9 protein-coding genes are annotated in these 14,998 nt (G+C 40.4%); all 9 read left to right on the plus strand.

The genetic code is table 11. From position 1 onward, the window contains the following. The first annotated feature begins 2 nt into the window (after positions 1-2). The 9 genes from HMPREF0666_RS02185 to HMPREF0666_RS02225 all read left to right on the plus strand — a co-directional run bounded on the left by HMPREF0666_RS02185 (position 3) and on the right by HMPREF0666_RS02225 (position 14,996). Entirely contained in the window at positions 3-1,274 is a 1,272-nt protein-coding gene (locus HMPREF0666_RS02185) for an S-adenosylmethionine:tRNA ribosyltransferase-isomerase (protein WP_009010665.1), read from the plus strand. 184 nt (positions 1,275-1,458) lie between these two features. Next, a complete protein-coding gene (locus HMPREF0666_RS02190; RefSeq protein WP_042855893.1) occupies positions 1,459-2,679 on the plus strand; it encodes a DUF2027 domain-containing protein in 1,221 nt (406 codons plus the stop codon). A gap of 13 nt (positions 2,680-2,692) precedes the next feature. Continuing rightward, positions 2,693-4,663, plus strand: coding sequence for an NAD(+) synthase (locus HMPREF0666_RS02195; protein ID WP_009010667.1), 1,971 nt, complete (start codon positions 2,693-2,695; stop codon positions 4,661-4,663). After that, positions 4,660-5,175, plus strand: coding sequence for a hypothetical protein (locus HMPREF0666_RS02200; protein ID WP_009010668.1), 516 nt, complete (start codon positions 4,660-4,662; stop codon positions 5,173-5,175). Before HMPREF0666_RS02195 ends, HMPREF0666_RS02200 begins: the two co-directional genes overlap by 4 nt. 490 nt (positions 5,176-5,665) lie before the next feature. Then, positions 5,666-8,422, plus strand: coding sequence for an outer membrane beta-barrel protein (locus HMPREF0666_RS02205; protein WP_009010669.1), 2,757 nt, complete (start codon positions 5,666-5,668; stop codon positions 8,420-8,422). Positions 8,423-8,618: 196 nt separating this feature from the next. Next, complete coding sequence (gyrA, locus tag HMPREF0666_RS02210; protein WP_009010670.1) at positions 8,619-11,201, plus strand: DNA gyrase subunit A; 2,583 nt, start codon at positions 8,619-8,621, stop codon at positions 11,199-11,201. A 135-nt stretch (positions 11,202-11,336) separates the two neighbouring features. Next, complete coding sequence (locus HMPREF0666_RS02215) at positions 11,337-12,599, plus strand: hypothetical protein (protein WP_009010671.1); 1,263 nt, start codon at positions 11,337-11,339, stop codon at positions 12,597-12,599. An 82-nt stretch (positions 12,600-12,681) separates the two neighbouring features. Continuing rightward, positions 12,682-13,794 carry a M48 family metallopeptidase gene (locus tag HMPREF0666_RS02220; protein WP_009010672.1) on the plus strand — a complete coding sequence of 371 codons (1,113 nt, stop codon included), beginning with the start codon at positions 12,682-12,684 and terminating at the stop codon, positions 13,792-13,794. After that, complete coding sequence (locus HMPREF0666_RS02225) at positions 13,791-14,996, plus strand: hypothetical protein (RefSeq protein WP_009010673.1); 1,206 nt, start codon at positions 13,791-13,793, stop codon at positions 14,994-14,996. The genes HMPREF0666_RS02220 and HMPREF0666_RS02225 overlap by 4 nt, the downstream gene beginning before the upstream one ends. Positions 14,997-14,998 lie beyond the last annotated feature (2 nt).

Genomic DNA, 14,998 nt, shown 5'->3' on the forward strand with positions numbered 1-14,998 from the left:
TTATGTCTGAAGATACAAAACATATTTGCATTACTGATTATAACTACCCACTCCCCGATGAGCGCATCGCTAAGTTTCCATTAACAGAGCGCGACCATAGTAAGCTGTTGCTTTATAAACATGGTGAAGTATCGGAGGACATTTTCTATAATCTTCCTGAATATTTGCCTAAAGGTGCATTAATGGTTTTCAACAATACGAAAGTCATTCAGGCACGTATGCACTTTCGCAAGGAAACAGGAGCACTTATAGAGGTATTCCTTATGGAGCCAGCACAGCCAACAGATTATGAATTGATGTTCCAAACTAATCACGAGTGTGCGTGGCTTTGTATGGTTGGCAACCTTAAGAAATGGAAGGAAGGGGCATTAAAGCGTGCGTTTGAAATCAAAGGACATAAGTTGACCCTCACTGCAACTATGGACCGCAGCAAGGTGCATGAGCAGGCAGGTGGTACTAATCACTGGATTCATTTTGAGTGGGATAATGCTAACATCTCATTTGCTGAAATCCTTGAAGCCGTAGGCGAATTACCTATCCCTCCGTATCTTAATCGTGCGACAGAGGAGAGTGATAAGGAAACCTATCAGACGGTTTATTCAAAGATTAAAGGTTCTGTAGCAGCACCTACGGCTGGACTTCATTTTACAGATAAGGTGTTAAATGCTTTGGACGAGCATGGTATTGACCGTGAAGAACTCACACTCCACGTGGGTGCAGGTACTTTCAAACCTGTAAAGAGCCACGAGATAGAGGGACATAGTATGCACACGGAGTATGTAGTTGTTCGTCGACAAACCTTAGAGAAACTTTTACAGCATAATTGCAATGCTATTGCTGTTGGAACAACAAGCGTCAGAACTCTTGAAAGCCTTTATTACATGGGTGTGAAACTTGTGTCAGCTCCCGATATGGCTGAGAAGGACCTCCACGTTAATCAGTGGGAACCATACGATTTACCACATAATGAAGAAGGACTGGTCGAGGTGAATGGCAAAGCTGTATCTGTTGATGAAGCTATAAGGAACTTACTTACTTATTTAGACAGGGACGGATTGAACGCACTTCACTCAAGCACACAGATTATCATAGCGCCAGGATATTCATACAAGATAGTCAAAGCACTTGTAACTAATTTCCATCAACCACAATCCACACTGCTACTTTTGGTAAGTGCATTCCTAAAAGGTGATTGGCGTAAGGTCTATGACTATGCACTTAGTCATGATTTTCGTTTCTTAAGTTATGGTGACTCCTCTTTACTTATACCTTAATATAATAAGGTGAATATAAGATTTTGAGGTACCATTCCAAATGATCGAGTGCATTATTTCCACTGGTAAGATATATTAGGAGGTGTGTGCTCAATAAATAATACTCAATAGGGAGAAGACGCAATTAAACTTTTTAATGTAGATAGATGTGTCAATCCCAATAAACTTTAATGATAGGTCAAAGATGAAAATAGGAGATAAAGTTAGATTTCTGAGCTCTACGGGCGGTGGAATCATTGCTGGTTTCAAAGGAAAGATAGTGTTGGTTGAAGATGAAGATGGCTTTCAGATTCCAACGCCTGTCAATGAGGTTGTTGTCGTTGAAGATGCTGCAACCGATCGTGCCAAGCTGCGTATCGACCAGCAGCAACGTAAGATGGAGAAAGGTGAGGATAATCGCAGCATTAAGCAACGATTGACAGCTGTGGGAGCAGAAGAAGAGGAGGTAGGGGAGAATTGGCGTGATGTCGATGCTGACATTGAGCTTAATGATGACCCTTCAATTAATTTTGAAGCCCCAGTAAAAGAGCGTGTTGGTGGTGATGAGTTGTCTGTCTATTTGGCTTTCACTCCTACTGATATAAAGAATCTTACGACGACACACTTCAAGTCTTACCTCGTCAATGATTCAAATTACTATGTTCATTTCTCTTACGCATTGAAACAAGAAGAGAAGTGGGTACTGAAAGCTGTTGGTGAGTTAGAACCTAATATGAAGTTACTCATAGAGGATTTCACACTTGCCGACCTCAATAACATGTTACAGGGCTGTGTTCAGCTTCAGAGTTATAAGAAGGATAAGCCTTTCACCCTCAAGCCTACTTGCGATCTTCAAGTTAAGATTGATGCCGTGAAGTTCTATAAGCTCAATACTTTCCACGAGAGTGTATTCTTTGAACAACCAGCTTTGATATACACGTTAATAGAGAAAGACAAGCCAGCACAGCATCCGATGTTAGAACCTCTGACAAGGAAAGCAGAGGACGAGGCTACCGAGAAACTGAAAGTGGAATATTCTTCTCCAAGTCGTCTTTCTGAAGAAGAGATTGACAAAAAGACTGAGGAACTTGCTAAACGTTACAAAGTTGAGCGTAAGAAGCCTGCGAAGCAGATTCTTAACGATGATAAGATTATCATAGATCTTCATGCTGATGAGTTGCTTGAGACGACAGTTGGTATGACCTCAGCCGATATTCTTGAATATCAATTGGATGTTTTCCGTCGTACACTCGACCAGTATAAGGGGCAGCGTGGTAAGAAACTCATCTTTATTCATGGCAAGGGCGAAGGTGTTTTGCGCCATGCTATCATCCATGAGCTCAACTATAAATACAAGCATTATTCTTATCAGGATGCTTCTTTCCGTGAGTATGGCTACGGAGCTACCCAAGTGACAATTAAATAAATTAGTTTTTTATATGAAAAATGGACTTATAAAGGTTGCCGCAGCTATCCCAGCGGTGAAGGTTGCTGATACGAAGTTTAATCTCATAGAGACTGAGAAGCAGATTGCCGTTGCTGATGGACAGGGTGTAGAGATTATTGTTTTCCCAGAATTGTCATTGACGGGTTATTCTTGTCAAGACCTATTTCAACAACAGTTATTGTTGGATGATGCCGAACAATCTGTCCTTAGATTACTTGAATTTACACGCCAGTTAGATATAACAGTCATTGTGGGTGCACCCGTTACTGTTGGTCCGCTGCTACTTAACTGTGCAATCGTGATACAGCAGGGTAAACTACTTGGAATCGTTGCAAAGACATTCCTTCCTAATTACAGTGAGTTCTATGAGAAGCGATGGTTTGCTTCCTCACAGGATTTACGTCCACAGCATATTCACTTTGCAGGGAGTAATATCCTCGTAACACCCGAACTACAGCTTTTCCGCACATCAGAAGGTGTGACCTTCTCTATTGAGATTTGCGAAGATGTATGGGCTCCAACCCCGCCAAGTAATCATCTTGCTTTGGCTGGTGCTGAGATTATCTTTAACCTGTCAACGAGTGATGACCTTATAGGTAAGCATGATTACTTAAAGAATCTTTTGTCTCAACAGAGCGCACGCACCATCAGCGGGTATGTCTATAGCAGTAGTGGTTTTGGTGAAAGTACACAGGATGTTGTCTTTGGGGGTAATGCTTTAATCTATGAAAATGGTACACTCCTAAAACAAGCGAAGCGTTTTCAGATTGATCCACAGTTAGTTATATCTGAAATTGATATCGAACGTCTGCGTGGAGAACGTCGCACTAATAGTACATTTGTCAATGCGCAGCGTCCTGTTGCTTCTGGACTTGTCGGTATTACAGGACAAATCGGTAAGTTGGGTATCCATGTTGAATGTATGCCACCACTTAATCCTATGCGCGACTTTGTGCTGACACGTGAGTTTGATAAGCATCCTTTCATTCCCAAGTCAGAGAACATAAAGGATGCTTGCGATGAGATTTACAATATTCAAATTAGTGGTTTAGCGAAACGATTAGTACATACAAATTGTAAGACGGCAGTCATTGGTATCAGTGGTGGACTTGATTCTACCCTTGCTTTACTTGTAGTTGTCAAGACGTTCGATAGACTTGGGCTTGATCGTAAGGGTATTGTGGGTGTCACTATGCCAGGTTTTGGAACTACTGGGCGTACCTACAAAAATGCAATGTTACTCATGGAACGTCTTGGAATAACAATACGAGAAATTGATATTAAGGCTTCTGTCTTGCAGCACTTTGAAGATATAGGCCATGATGCCAATGTTCATGACTCAACATACGAGAATGCGCAGGCACGTGAGCGTACGCAGATTTTGATGGATTTGAGTAATCAGTTGAATGGACTTGTTATTGGTACAGGCGACCTTAGTGAGTTAGCTTTGGGCTGGTGTACCTATAATGGCGACCACATGAGTATGTATGCTGTTAACTGTAGCATACCAAAGACGCTGATACAGTATCTTGTTCGTTATGCAGCTGATACTGCAAAAGATAAGACAGTAGGTCAGACTTTGATTGATATTGTAGACACGCCAATCTCACCAGAGTTGACACCAGCTGATAATAAGGGAGATATAGCACAGAAGACAGAAGACCTTGTCGGTCCATACGAGCTTCATGATTTCTTCCTTTATTATGTTCTTCGCTGTGGTTTCCGTCCTTCTAAAATCTATTGGATGGCACAGAATGCCTTCCGTGGTGTTTATACTGATGATGTTATTCTACATTGGTTACGCCTCTTCTATCGTAGATTTTTCTCACAGCAGTTTAAGCGTTCGTGCTTACCTGACGGACCAAAGGTTGGCAGCGTGAGCCTTTCTCCACGTGGCGACTGGAGAATGCCTTCAGACGCTATGTCTACAAATTGGCTCAAAGAGTTAGAAGAATTATCATGAAACGGACAGTTTTAAGTCTTTTCATCCTTTTATTGATTCCTCTGTGCAGCCTTGCACAGGGGAATCTTCCTTTGCTCCAAGTCCCTATATTAGACCTGTTACAATATCAGGTGCAGAAGGGTAAAAGGGCAATAGCACCTTTTCTTTTTAGCAAATACGGATTTAGGCGAATACCGACTGAGCTGGTGAATGACGATGCTCGTCAGCTTTGGGGATGGCATGTCGGTCCAAACGGCGAATTCAATCAAGTGAAACAGCCTTTTTATCGACTCTTTGCAAAGAAGGATAATTCGAGTATAGCAATCATTGACGATAGGAGAGGAGCATTACAAGTCGTCTTTTGGAACAAGGAATATTACCATGTTTTTATCTCTGGACTTCAATTGCATGGCTATCGACTACAACCCATGAAGCATACGAGTAATATTCTTCGTTTTCAGCGAGAGGGTAGTTCTGTGATTGTTGATGTAACGGTGTGGTCGGATATATATGTTTTAGAACTCCATAACTAAGTTTGCTATTGTAGGCTTTCTTTTACTTGGAGTAAAAGAACTACCTTATTTGTTGAATGTAATAAAATATATTTACATTATTTTGCGGGTAGTTGGGTTGGGAAATGAAAAATATGTTTTTAATTTTTTCTTACAACTATCTCGTTCTTAGATAGTTATAGATGGCGTTGGAGAAGACGCCTAACAAGAGTTAAGAAAGGCGTTAACAACATGCTAAAAGGGCGTCTTTTAGATGGCAATAAAGGCTTAGTTCGACTGTAGTTAAGCCTTAGTACATTTGGAATAGAGGAAAAATATTAACATTCTTGCATGCTTTCTGTTTCTGTACGAAGAAGGTATTGGGATTTAATAATCTATTCTATACCTAAAATGTAATCGTTATTTTAGTATTTTACATTCACTTTCTTCGTTTTCTGTAGGATATTACTTAACTTTGTAAACACATTAAACAATCTTTATCATTGATATAATATAAATCTAAAAACATCTTATGAGAAACGGACTACTTTTGTTGTTAATGTTATTATTTTGCTGCAGTAATGTACATGCAAAAGACGACGCAATCCCTGTTCAAGGGCGAGTGCTTGATAACATGACGGGAGCTGGAGTGCCAAGTACCAAAGTTTACCTGATGACATCAGACAGTGTGGTCATTGATAGTACGATTACCTATCCTGCAGAGGCTGAAGAATATGCAGGATTCTACCGCTTTGAACACTTGACAAAAGTCGGGAATTACATCGTACGTGCAAGTGCTGAGGGGTATGAGGACGGCTATATGCGCTGTGTATTGAGGAGTAAGCGTGAGTTTTTTGTATCTGTAAAGCCTATACGATTGGCAAAGGCGCACGAATTGGCAGAAGTGACCGTAAAGGCTACAAAGGTTAAGATGGTTGTTGCAGGCGATACGATTGTTTATAATGCTGATGCTTTCAACCTTGCAGAGGGGAGCATGCTTGATGCACTAATTAGCAAGTTGCCAGGCGCACGACTGACCAAAGATGGGCAAATATTCGTCAATGGCAAGTATATTCAAAGCCTTTTAGTCAACGGACGAGAGTTTTTCAGTGGAAACCCAATGCTGGCATTGGAGAATCTACCTGCCTATACGGTTAATAAAATCAAAGTTTTTAACAAGTCGGGAGCAGCTTCAAAGTTGGCAGGACGTGATATGGGCGACAAGAACTATGTGATGGATGTAAAGCTGAAGAAGGAGTATGCCGTAGGATATATGGGTAACGTTGAAGCTGGTGCTGGTTCGAACAACAGATATAAGCTACGTGGCTTAGCCATAAAGTTCTCTGACAAAGAACGCATCGGAATATTTGCCAATAGCAACAACCTTAACGACAATCAGCGAGCAGCACTTAATGGTGAGTGGAGCCCACAAGATGTAGGGAGTGGATTGCAGACAACTAAAACGGTTGGTGCTCAATATATGCGCTTTTTAGGAAATGATTTTTCTTGGTTCGATATTAGTAGCCTTTGGAATCATACAAATACTGATGACGAATCTCACTCGTCTAAACAAACATTCTTGTATGGTGGAGATTCATATCAGCATAGCAGGTATAAGTCGTTAGGAAGTTCTGATAATTGGTCAGCGGGCAGCAATTTATGTATCCAAAAAGACGAATATTATACGATTAATAACCTTTCTTTTTCATATACCCATAGTCATGGCTTAAATAATAGTAGTATTGAGACTTCTGATAATCAATCACTACTTAACCGTATGCTATCGGCAAATAGCCTTGAATCGAGGAATGTTGATTTTAATCTTCAAAATAGAAATGGTATCAGCATTATTGCTGATATGATTAGGTGGAACTTTGGAATCAATTATAACCGTAACACGCAAAAGACCTTTTCTCTACAGGATTTGACCTATCAACAGCATAGCCTTCCACGTGATTATCGTAATCAATATATAAACCGCCTTAATCAAAACCTTAAGTTGTCAGCTGGTATCAGTTATAATTGGGCTTTTAGAAATATCAGCTTACAACCTGAGTATAATTACGCATATTCTTATATAAAAACGGATAATCCACTCTATCGTCTTGATAAGATTTCTGGACGTGATAGTAGTTTGTTCGATAGATTGCCCTCTGCCACAAGCATCTTGGCTACAGTCCTTGATAATGGGAATACTTATCACTTTACTGAGTATCAAAATAGTCATCAATTTAACTTCTGCTATAGAGACTTGCATAGTAAACTCTTGAAGTGTGAGCTAAGTGTCAATCTGCCTGTTCGTATAGCTCATGCCAACCTTTATTATCAACGCATGGGACGACATGATGTGTCTCGACAGAGCATATTCTTTGAACCTAATATATGGTTAAAGGGTAACGCATGGGAGATAAAAGCTAAGATGAATTCTGAATTCCCTGACCTCACAACAATGGTTAATTATCGTGATGACAGCAATCCTATGAATATTATATTAGGCAATACGCAGCTTCGTAATATTCATTATTATGACATAGAAGGTGGTAAGACATTTGAGGGAAAGAAACATAGTCGCCTTAACATTAATACGGGTTATCATCAGACGGATAATGCTGTGGCTTATAGTCTTGTATTTGATAAACAAACAGGTGTTTCAACCGTTCAGCCTATTAGTGTAAATGGTAATTATCGCATTGATTTAGGAATAGGATATACCCGTCCGCTGGATAAAAAAGAGAAATTAAGTATTGATAATCAAGCATCCTTTAACTATAATCATAACGTTGACATGGCAATGGTACAAGGGGCTACACAAAGTCAACGAAGTATTGTAAATAACTGGAAGATAAGTAACATCTTGAAACTTAATTATCGTCCCGATGACAACTATGAGTTCACACTTCATGGCGGAGGTACATATTATCTTATAAAGAGCCAGCGTGAGGGATTTAATAATATTCATGCAGGAGATTATAATATAGGTATGAATGTGCAAATAACTTTGCCTTGGAAACTACAATTAACAACCGACCTAACAATGTTTGCTCGCCGTGGTTATCAGCTCTCAGAGATGAATACTACCGACTGGATATGGAATGCACAACTTAGTCGCAGTTTCATTAATAAGAAACTTTTAGTTAAGTTGCAAGGCTTTGATATGCTCCGTCAGCTCTCTAATACTCAATACTTAATGAACGCACAAGGAAGAACAGAAACATGGAATAATAGTATTCCACGATATGTAATGTTGTCCCTGTCATGGCGATTTAATGTAAATCCTAAAAAGAAATAAACACTTCAAAATAATAGGTCTTGATAACATTTTTTCGTTATAAGCCCTTTGTGGTATCAAAAAATGTTCGTATCTTTACACCTTGAAAAAGTGCGAAAACGGCTCAGAAAGGAAATAAAGGCTATTGTGGGCAATTTTAGTCTTTCAAAGAAGAGCTCGTTAAAGTGATAGAAATTTATAACAGAAAAAATATATAATGGACGAAAATCAGACAATTGATCAGGACAGAATTATGAAGATCAACATCGAGGAGGAGATGAAAAGCTCCTACATCGACTACTCAATGTCGGTGATTGTGGCACGTGCCCTCCCTGATGTTCGTGACGGTTTTAAGCCTGTTCACCGCCGTATCCTCTTCGGTATGCGTGGTATCGGTAACTTTAGCAACCAGCCTTACAAGAAGTGTGCCCGCGTTGTCGGTGAGGTACTTGGTAAGTATCACCCACATGGTGACTCTTCTGTTTACGGTGCGCTTGTGCGTATGGGGCAGGACTGGAATATGCGCTACAAGTTGGTTGATGGACAGGGTAACTTTGGTTCTGTCGATGGTGACTCTGCTGCTGCGATGCGTTATACTGAGTGCCGCCTTTCAAAGATGGGTGAGCACGTTATGGACGATATCGAGAAGGATACGGTTGACATGGTCAACAACTTCGACGATACGCTGCGCGAACCAGCTGTGATGCCTACAAAGATTCCTAACCTGCTTGTAAATGGTGGTAATGGTATCGCTGTGGGTATGGCAACAAATATTCCTACGCATAATCTTGGCGAAGTTATTGATGGATGTTGTGCTTATATTGACAATCCAGAGATTTCTACTGATGGTTTGATGGAGTTTATTCCTGCTCCAGACTTCCCAACAGGTGCATATATTTATGGTCTTCAAGGCGTAAAAGATGCCTATGAGACTGGCCGTGGCCGTGTCATTATGCGTGCCAAGGCTGAGATTGAGAGCGATGAGAGCCACGATAAGATTGTTGTGACAGAAATTCCTTACGGAGTCAACAAGCAGCAGCTTATCGAATATATCGCTGACCTCGTAAAGGAAGGTAAGATTGAGGGTATCTCTAATGTCAATGATGAAACAGGCCGTCAGGGTATGCGTATCGTTGTTGATGTGAAGCGTGATGCCAATGCAAACGTCATTCTGAATAAGCTCTTCAAGATGACAGCATTGCAGAGTTCTTTCTCTGTAAATTGTATCGCCTTGGTAGCGGGTCGTCCACGTCTATTGAGCCTTCGTGAGTGCATTAAATACTTTGTTGAGCATCGTCACGATGTCACAATCCGCCGTGCACAATTCGACTTGAAGAAAGCACAGGAACGTGCACATATCTTAGAGGCACTGATTAAGGCTTGTGACAATATTGATGAGGTTGTACGTATTATTCGTGCCAGCAAGACACCTTCAGAGGCACAAAGAAACCTTGAGAAACGTTTTGACTTCGATGAGCTTCAATCAAGAGCTATCGTTGATATGCGTTTGTCACAGCTTACAGGTCTGCGTCTTGACCAGTTGCATCAGGAGTTTGAGGAACTCATGCAAACCATTAAGGATTTGGAGGAGATTCTTAATAACCCTGAGCGTTGTAAGGAAGTAATGAAGGAAGAGTTGCAGGAGGTTAAGGAGAAGTATGGCGATGACCGTCGTACAGAGATTATCCCTGATGAGCATGAGTTTAATGCTGAGGACTTCTATCCTAATGACCCTGTTGTTATTACTATCAGCCACCTTGGTTATATCAAGCGCACACCGCTTGCAGACTTTAAGGAGCAGGCTCGTGGTGGTGTAGGTTCTAAGGGTGCTCGCACACGCGAGAAAGACTTCACCGAATATATCTATCCAGCAACAATGCATCAAACGATGTTGTTCTTTACTCGTAAGGGACGCTGCTATTGGATGAAGTGTTATGACATCCCTGAGGGCGATAAGAACTCAAAGGGACGTGCTATTCAGAATATGCTTTCACTTGAGCCAGGCGATTCTGTTAACGCATTCTTGCGTATTCAGGGCTTGGATAATGATGAGTTCCTTGATTCTCACTACGTAGTATTTGCTACAAAGCAGGGTATCGTTAAGAAGACTTCTCTCCGTGCTTATTCACGTCCTCGTACCAATGGTGTGATAGCTATCAATATCAATGAGGGTGATGAGGTTGTAGACGTTCGTCTGACAAATGGTCATAACGAACTTATCATCGCTGACCGCAATGGTCGTGCTTGTCGTTTCGATGAGTCAAATATCCGTACAATGGGCCGTGTGTCTACAGGTGTACGTGGTATGCGTTTGGACGAAGATGGGCAAGACGAAGTTGTTGGTATGATTGTTGTTAATGACCCTATTAACGAGACGGTTATGGTAGTATCTGAAGAAGGTTACGGAAAGCGCTCACAGGTTGAGGATTATCGATTGACCAATCGTGGCGGTAAGGGTGTTAAGACGCTGAATATTACGGATAAGACTGGTAAACTTGTTGCTATCAAGAACGTTACCGATGATAACGACTTGATGATTATCAACAAGAGTGGTATTGTTATTCGTATGTCGGTTGCTGAATGCCGTGTAATGGGTCGTGCAACACAAGGTGTACGTCTGATAAACCTCGCTAAAAAGAATGATGTTATCGCATCTGTATGTAAGGTGATGAGTTCAGAGATGGAGTCACAGGTTGAGGATGATAGTCGTGAAGACCTTCCAAACACTGATGAGGATATCAAGGGAGACGCATCATCCGTAGCAGATAATACAGAGGTGACACCTGTTGATTTCGAGTAAGATGATGAGTTGACCTGTCGACAAGTTGAAAAGTTGACAGGTTACTTGTACCAAGATTATAGGAGACAGCAGTAATCATAAGAATGAATTCAAAATTAATACATGATTATAAACCTTTTAATAAAGATTACTAATATGAAGAAGTTAATGTTCGCAGCATTGATGTTACTCAGTACATCTGCTGCATTCGCTGGCGACAGCGAGCCACTGAAGGCAATCCTTAAGGCACAAAGCTACGCAGAAGCTGCTGAGCTCGTTAAGGCTAACCTCGGACAGCTTACAGACAATGCTGAGAAGGCAAAGGCTTATGACAAGCTCTATCAACTTGCTATGAAGAAGGTAAGTGCAGAGCAGGGTATTCAGCTTGAGAACCAAACTAACCAGCAAATGGGTAAGGAAGGTAACAAAGCTGTTGATGAGAAAGGTCTCTATGAGGCTGTAGGTCAGGCTTTCGATGCTGCTGAGGAAGTAGTCAAGTATGACAATATGCCTAATGCAAAGGGTAAGATTAAGCCTAAGTATACAGATATTGCTGATCAGCTCTACCCACTTCGTGGACAGTTGATTAATGGTGGTATCTTCTATCAGGGTGCTAAGGACGATGCAAATGCTTATAAGTATCTTGCTCGTTACGTAGACTCTGCTGATGAACCAATGTTCTCTAAGTTTGATAAGTCTAAGGATGAGAACTTGAATGAGATTGCTTATTTCGCAACTTATTATGCTTATCAGAATAAGGACTACAAGAAAGCTGAGAAGTATGCTGAATACGCTGTAAAGAGCAAGGATCGTAGTAAGGATGCTAAGCAGTTGCAGTTGGCTATCATGGGTGCACAGCTGAAGACTCGTCAGGACTCTGTTGCTTATGCTGATAAGCTTGCTGGTATCTATGCTCAGGACCCAGAGAATGACGCCGTATTGACAACTTTAACATCTATCTATAGCTCACTTGGTATGCAGAACAAGGCAGAGGAAATTGTAAATGCTGCACTTGCAAAGAATCCTAATAGCTATGGTGCGTTGGTAATGCTTGGTCAGTTCGCAAGTCAGAAGAAGGAATATGAGAAGGCTGCTGACTACCTTACTAAGGCTTTAGCATTGGTAAAGGATGATAATGCAAAGATTGCTATCAATGCATCTATCGGTCAGTGCTGGTTCTATAAGGCACAGGATCGTGTAGCATCTGTGAAGGGTGTATTGTCACCAGCAGCACGTGCTCAGTTCAACGATGTTTACAATAAGGCTATTTCATATCTTGAGACAGCTAAGAAGCTTGATGTTCTTAAAGAGCAGAAGAGCTCTTGGGCTTACCCACTTTACGGTTGCTACTATTTCGTAAAGGGTGCACAAGCTCCTGAGACATTAGAAGCTGCAGCTATTGCTGGCGTTCAGCAGTAAAAGTCTTTAATATTCCCCCTCTTATATGAATTCATTTGTTAAGTCATATAAGAGGGGATTTTGTGTTACTAAAATATAGCCGATGAAAAGAGTACTAATACTGATTATTTCTATTTTTACAAGTTGGAATATCGCAGAGGCACAAGAAGCATATCAGCAGGCTGAGTCGTTTAACCGCCTTGCAAAAGAAGCTTTCACCCGTGTAGAGAAACATTCGAATAGGGATTCTGTTGCCATCTTCAAAGCTGTTGTGGATGGTGTGGAGTATTCATTGAAAAGTGATGAGTTTGACAGGATGCCTAATCGAAAGGGGAAAGTTAATCCAAAGTTTGAAGAGGAAAACAAGAATCGACTTGCTGTTCTGCATCCAATGCTGATAGATGCTGGTAAATATTTCTTGAAAGGAAGCTATACGAGAAATGAAGGACTTGATGCCTTGCAATTATATTTGAAAGCTCGTAAGTCTCCATTAGTAAAAGATAATGTCGATGAGTCAGGTGTTGCTGCTTATTACATTGCTTATTATTATTTGAAAGCACGTGACTTAGAGAAGGCTGACGAATATGCTGATATTGCAATTCAATATGATGAGACTGCACAAGCTGCAGCTGAAGTTAAAGCACAATGTATGCATAATAAGATGGTAAACGAGGAAGATTCCCTGCGTTATCTGTCTGTAATACAACAACTTTATCGTACTGACCCTACGAATGAAACCTATTTCTCATGGATAATGAAGTTCTATCAAAATCCTACACCTAAATTTAATATAGAGGATTTTATAGATAGAATACTTGAAGAGAATACAAACTCAACGGTACCATGGATACTTAAGGGTGAAATTGCTATGCATGCAGAACGTTGGGAAGAAGCTATTGATGCTTATAAACATGCTGATGAAATTGACCCAAGTAGTATTCCTGTTGCTTATAATATAGGTGTATGTTTGAATACTGTGGGAATGGCAGCACGTGAAGATGTTGCTGAACGAAGGAAGAAGAAAGAAGTTGTCTCTGATAATGAATATATGAAGTATTTTGCAGAAGCACGTACTTATCTTGAGCGTGTAAGGGCAAAAGATCCACGTAGAAATAGGGTAGACTGGGTAGGTCCTCTCTATTTAGACTATACGGTATTGAACGATAAAATTAAGGCTGAAGAACTCGAACCTCTTGTAACAAATTATAGAAAGTGAAGTATATAAAGTCATTTTTAATATATATATGTCTGCTTTTTCCTCTTACTGGGATTGCGCAGAAGAAGCAGTTGCAGACTGTACGTGATCAGATAAAGTCTGGGAAGGAACTCATGAAAGCCGAGAATACACTTCGTGGATTGCTGGTTGACTCAGTATCTAAGAAAAATAATAAGATATGGCTCCTCCTATGCGATGCATTGACAAAACAGTATGAGCAGGGAAATGAGAAACTTTATTTGAAACAAAAGTATGATACAGCAGCATTCTTCTCTGTAACGAGAAGATTGTATGACACAATGTCACGCTTTGACTCTCTTGATGCTAAACCTGATGCTGAGGGTAGAGTACGTGCAAAGTATAGGACTAAGCATGCAGAGTTCCTAAACTCTATTCGCCCAAATCTATTCAATGGTGGTTCTTACTTTATTCATAAGAAAGACTATAATACCGCATTTGATTATTATAGCGATTACTTGGAGTCTGCAAATTATCCTCTTTTTGAAGGTTATGACTATATGAAGAATGATGCGCTTATTCCACATGCTGCTTACTGGGCTATGTTCTGTGGATATAAGCTAAGCGATGCAGATAAGATTATGCGCTTTAAGGAACAGGCCGAACGTGATACTTCTATGCTAAACTTTGTAAGGCAGTATGAGGCTGAGGCTTATTTGGTAAAGAGGGATACCGCTATGTATGTAAAGTCTTTGCAAGCTGGCTTCGAGCAATATCCTAACTTTGCATTCTTCTTCCCACGATTAGTTGAATATTATGCTAAGATAGGAGAACACCAGAAGGCATTGGAGATTACGGATCGTGCATTGAAAGCTGACTCTACAAGTCTGTTGTTTCGTTTTGCAAAGAGTACAGCGTTGTTGAACCTTGGCAGGTACAACGAATGTATTGAAATTTGTAAACAACTGATTAAGGATAATGACTCTTATGCTGATGCCTATTATAACATTGGACTTGCTTATTTTAATCAAGCCATAGAATTAAATAAGGATAGGCAGAAGTATCGGGCCAACAAAGAAAAGATAATAACATTATATCAGCGTTCTAAACCCTATATGGAGAAATTCAGAGAGCTTTCACCAACAGCTAAGAGCAAATGGTTAGCTCCTTTATATACTATTTATCTTAATCTGAATATGGGTAAGGATTTTGACGAAATTGATAAGTTGAGAAAGGAAAAATAATG

Source organism: Prevotella sp. C561 (assembly GCF_000224595.1).
Taxonomy (GTDB): Bacteria; Bacteroidota; Bacteroidia; order Bacteroidales; family Bacteroidaceae; genus Prevotella; species Prevotella jejuni.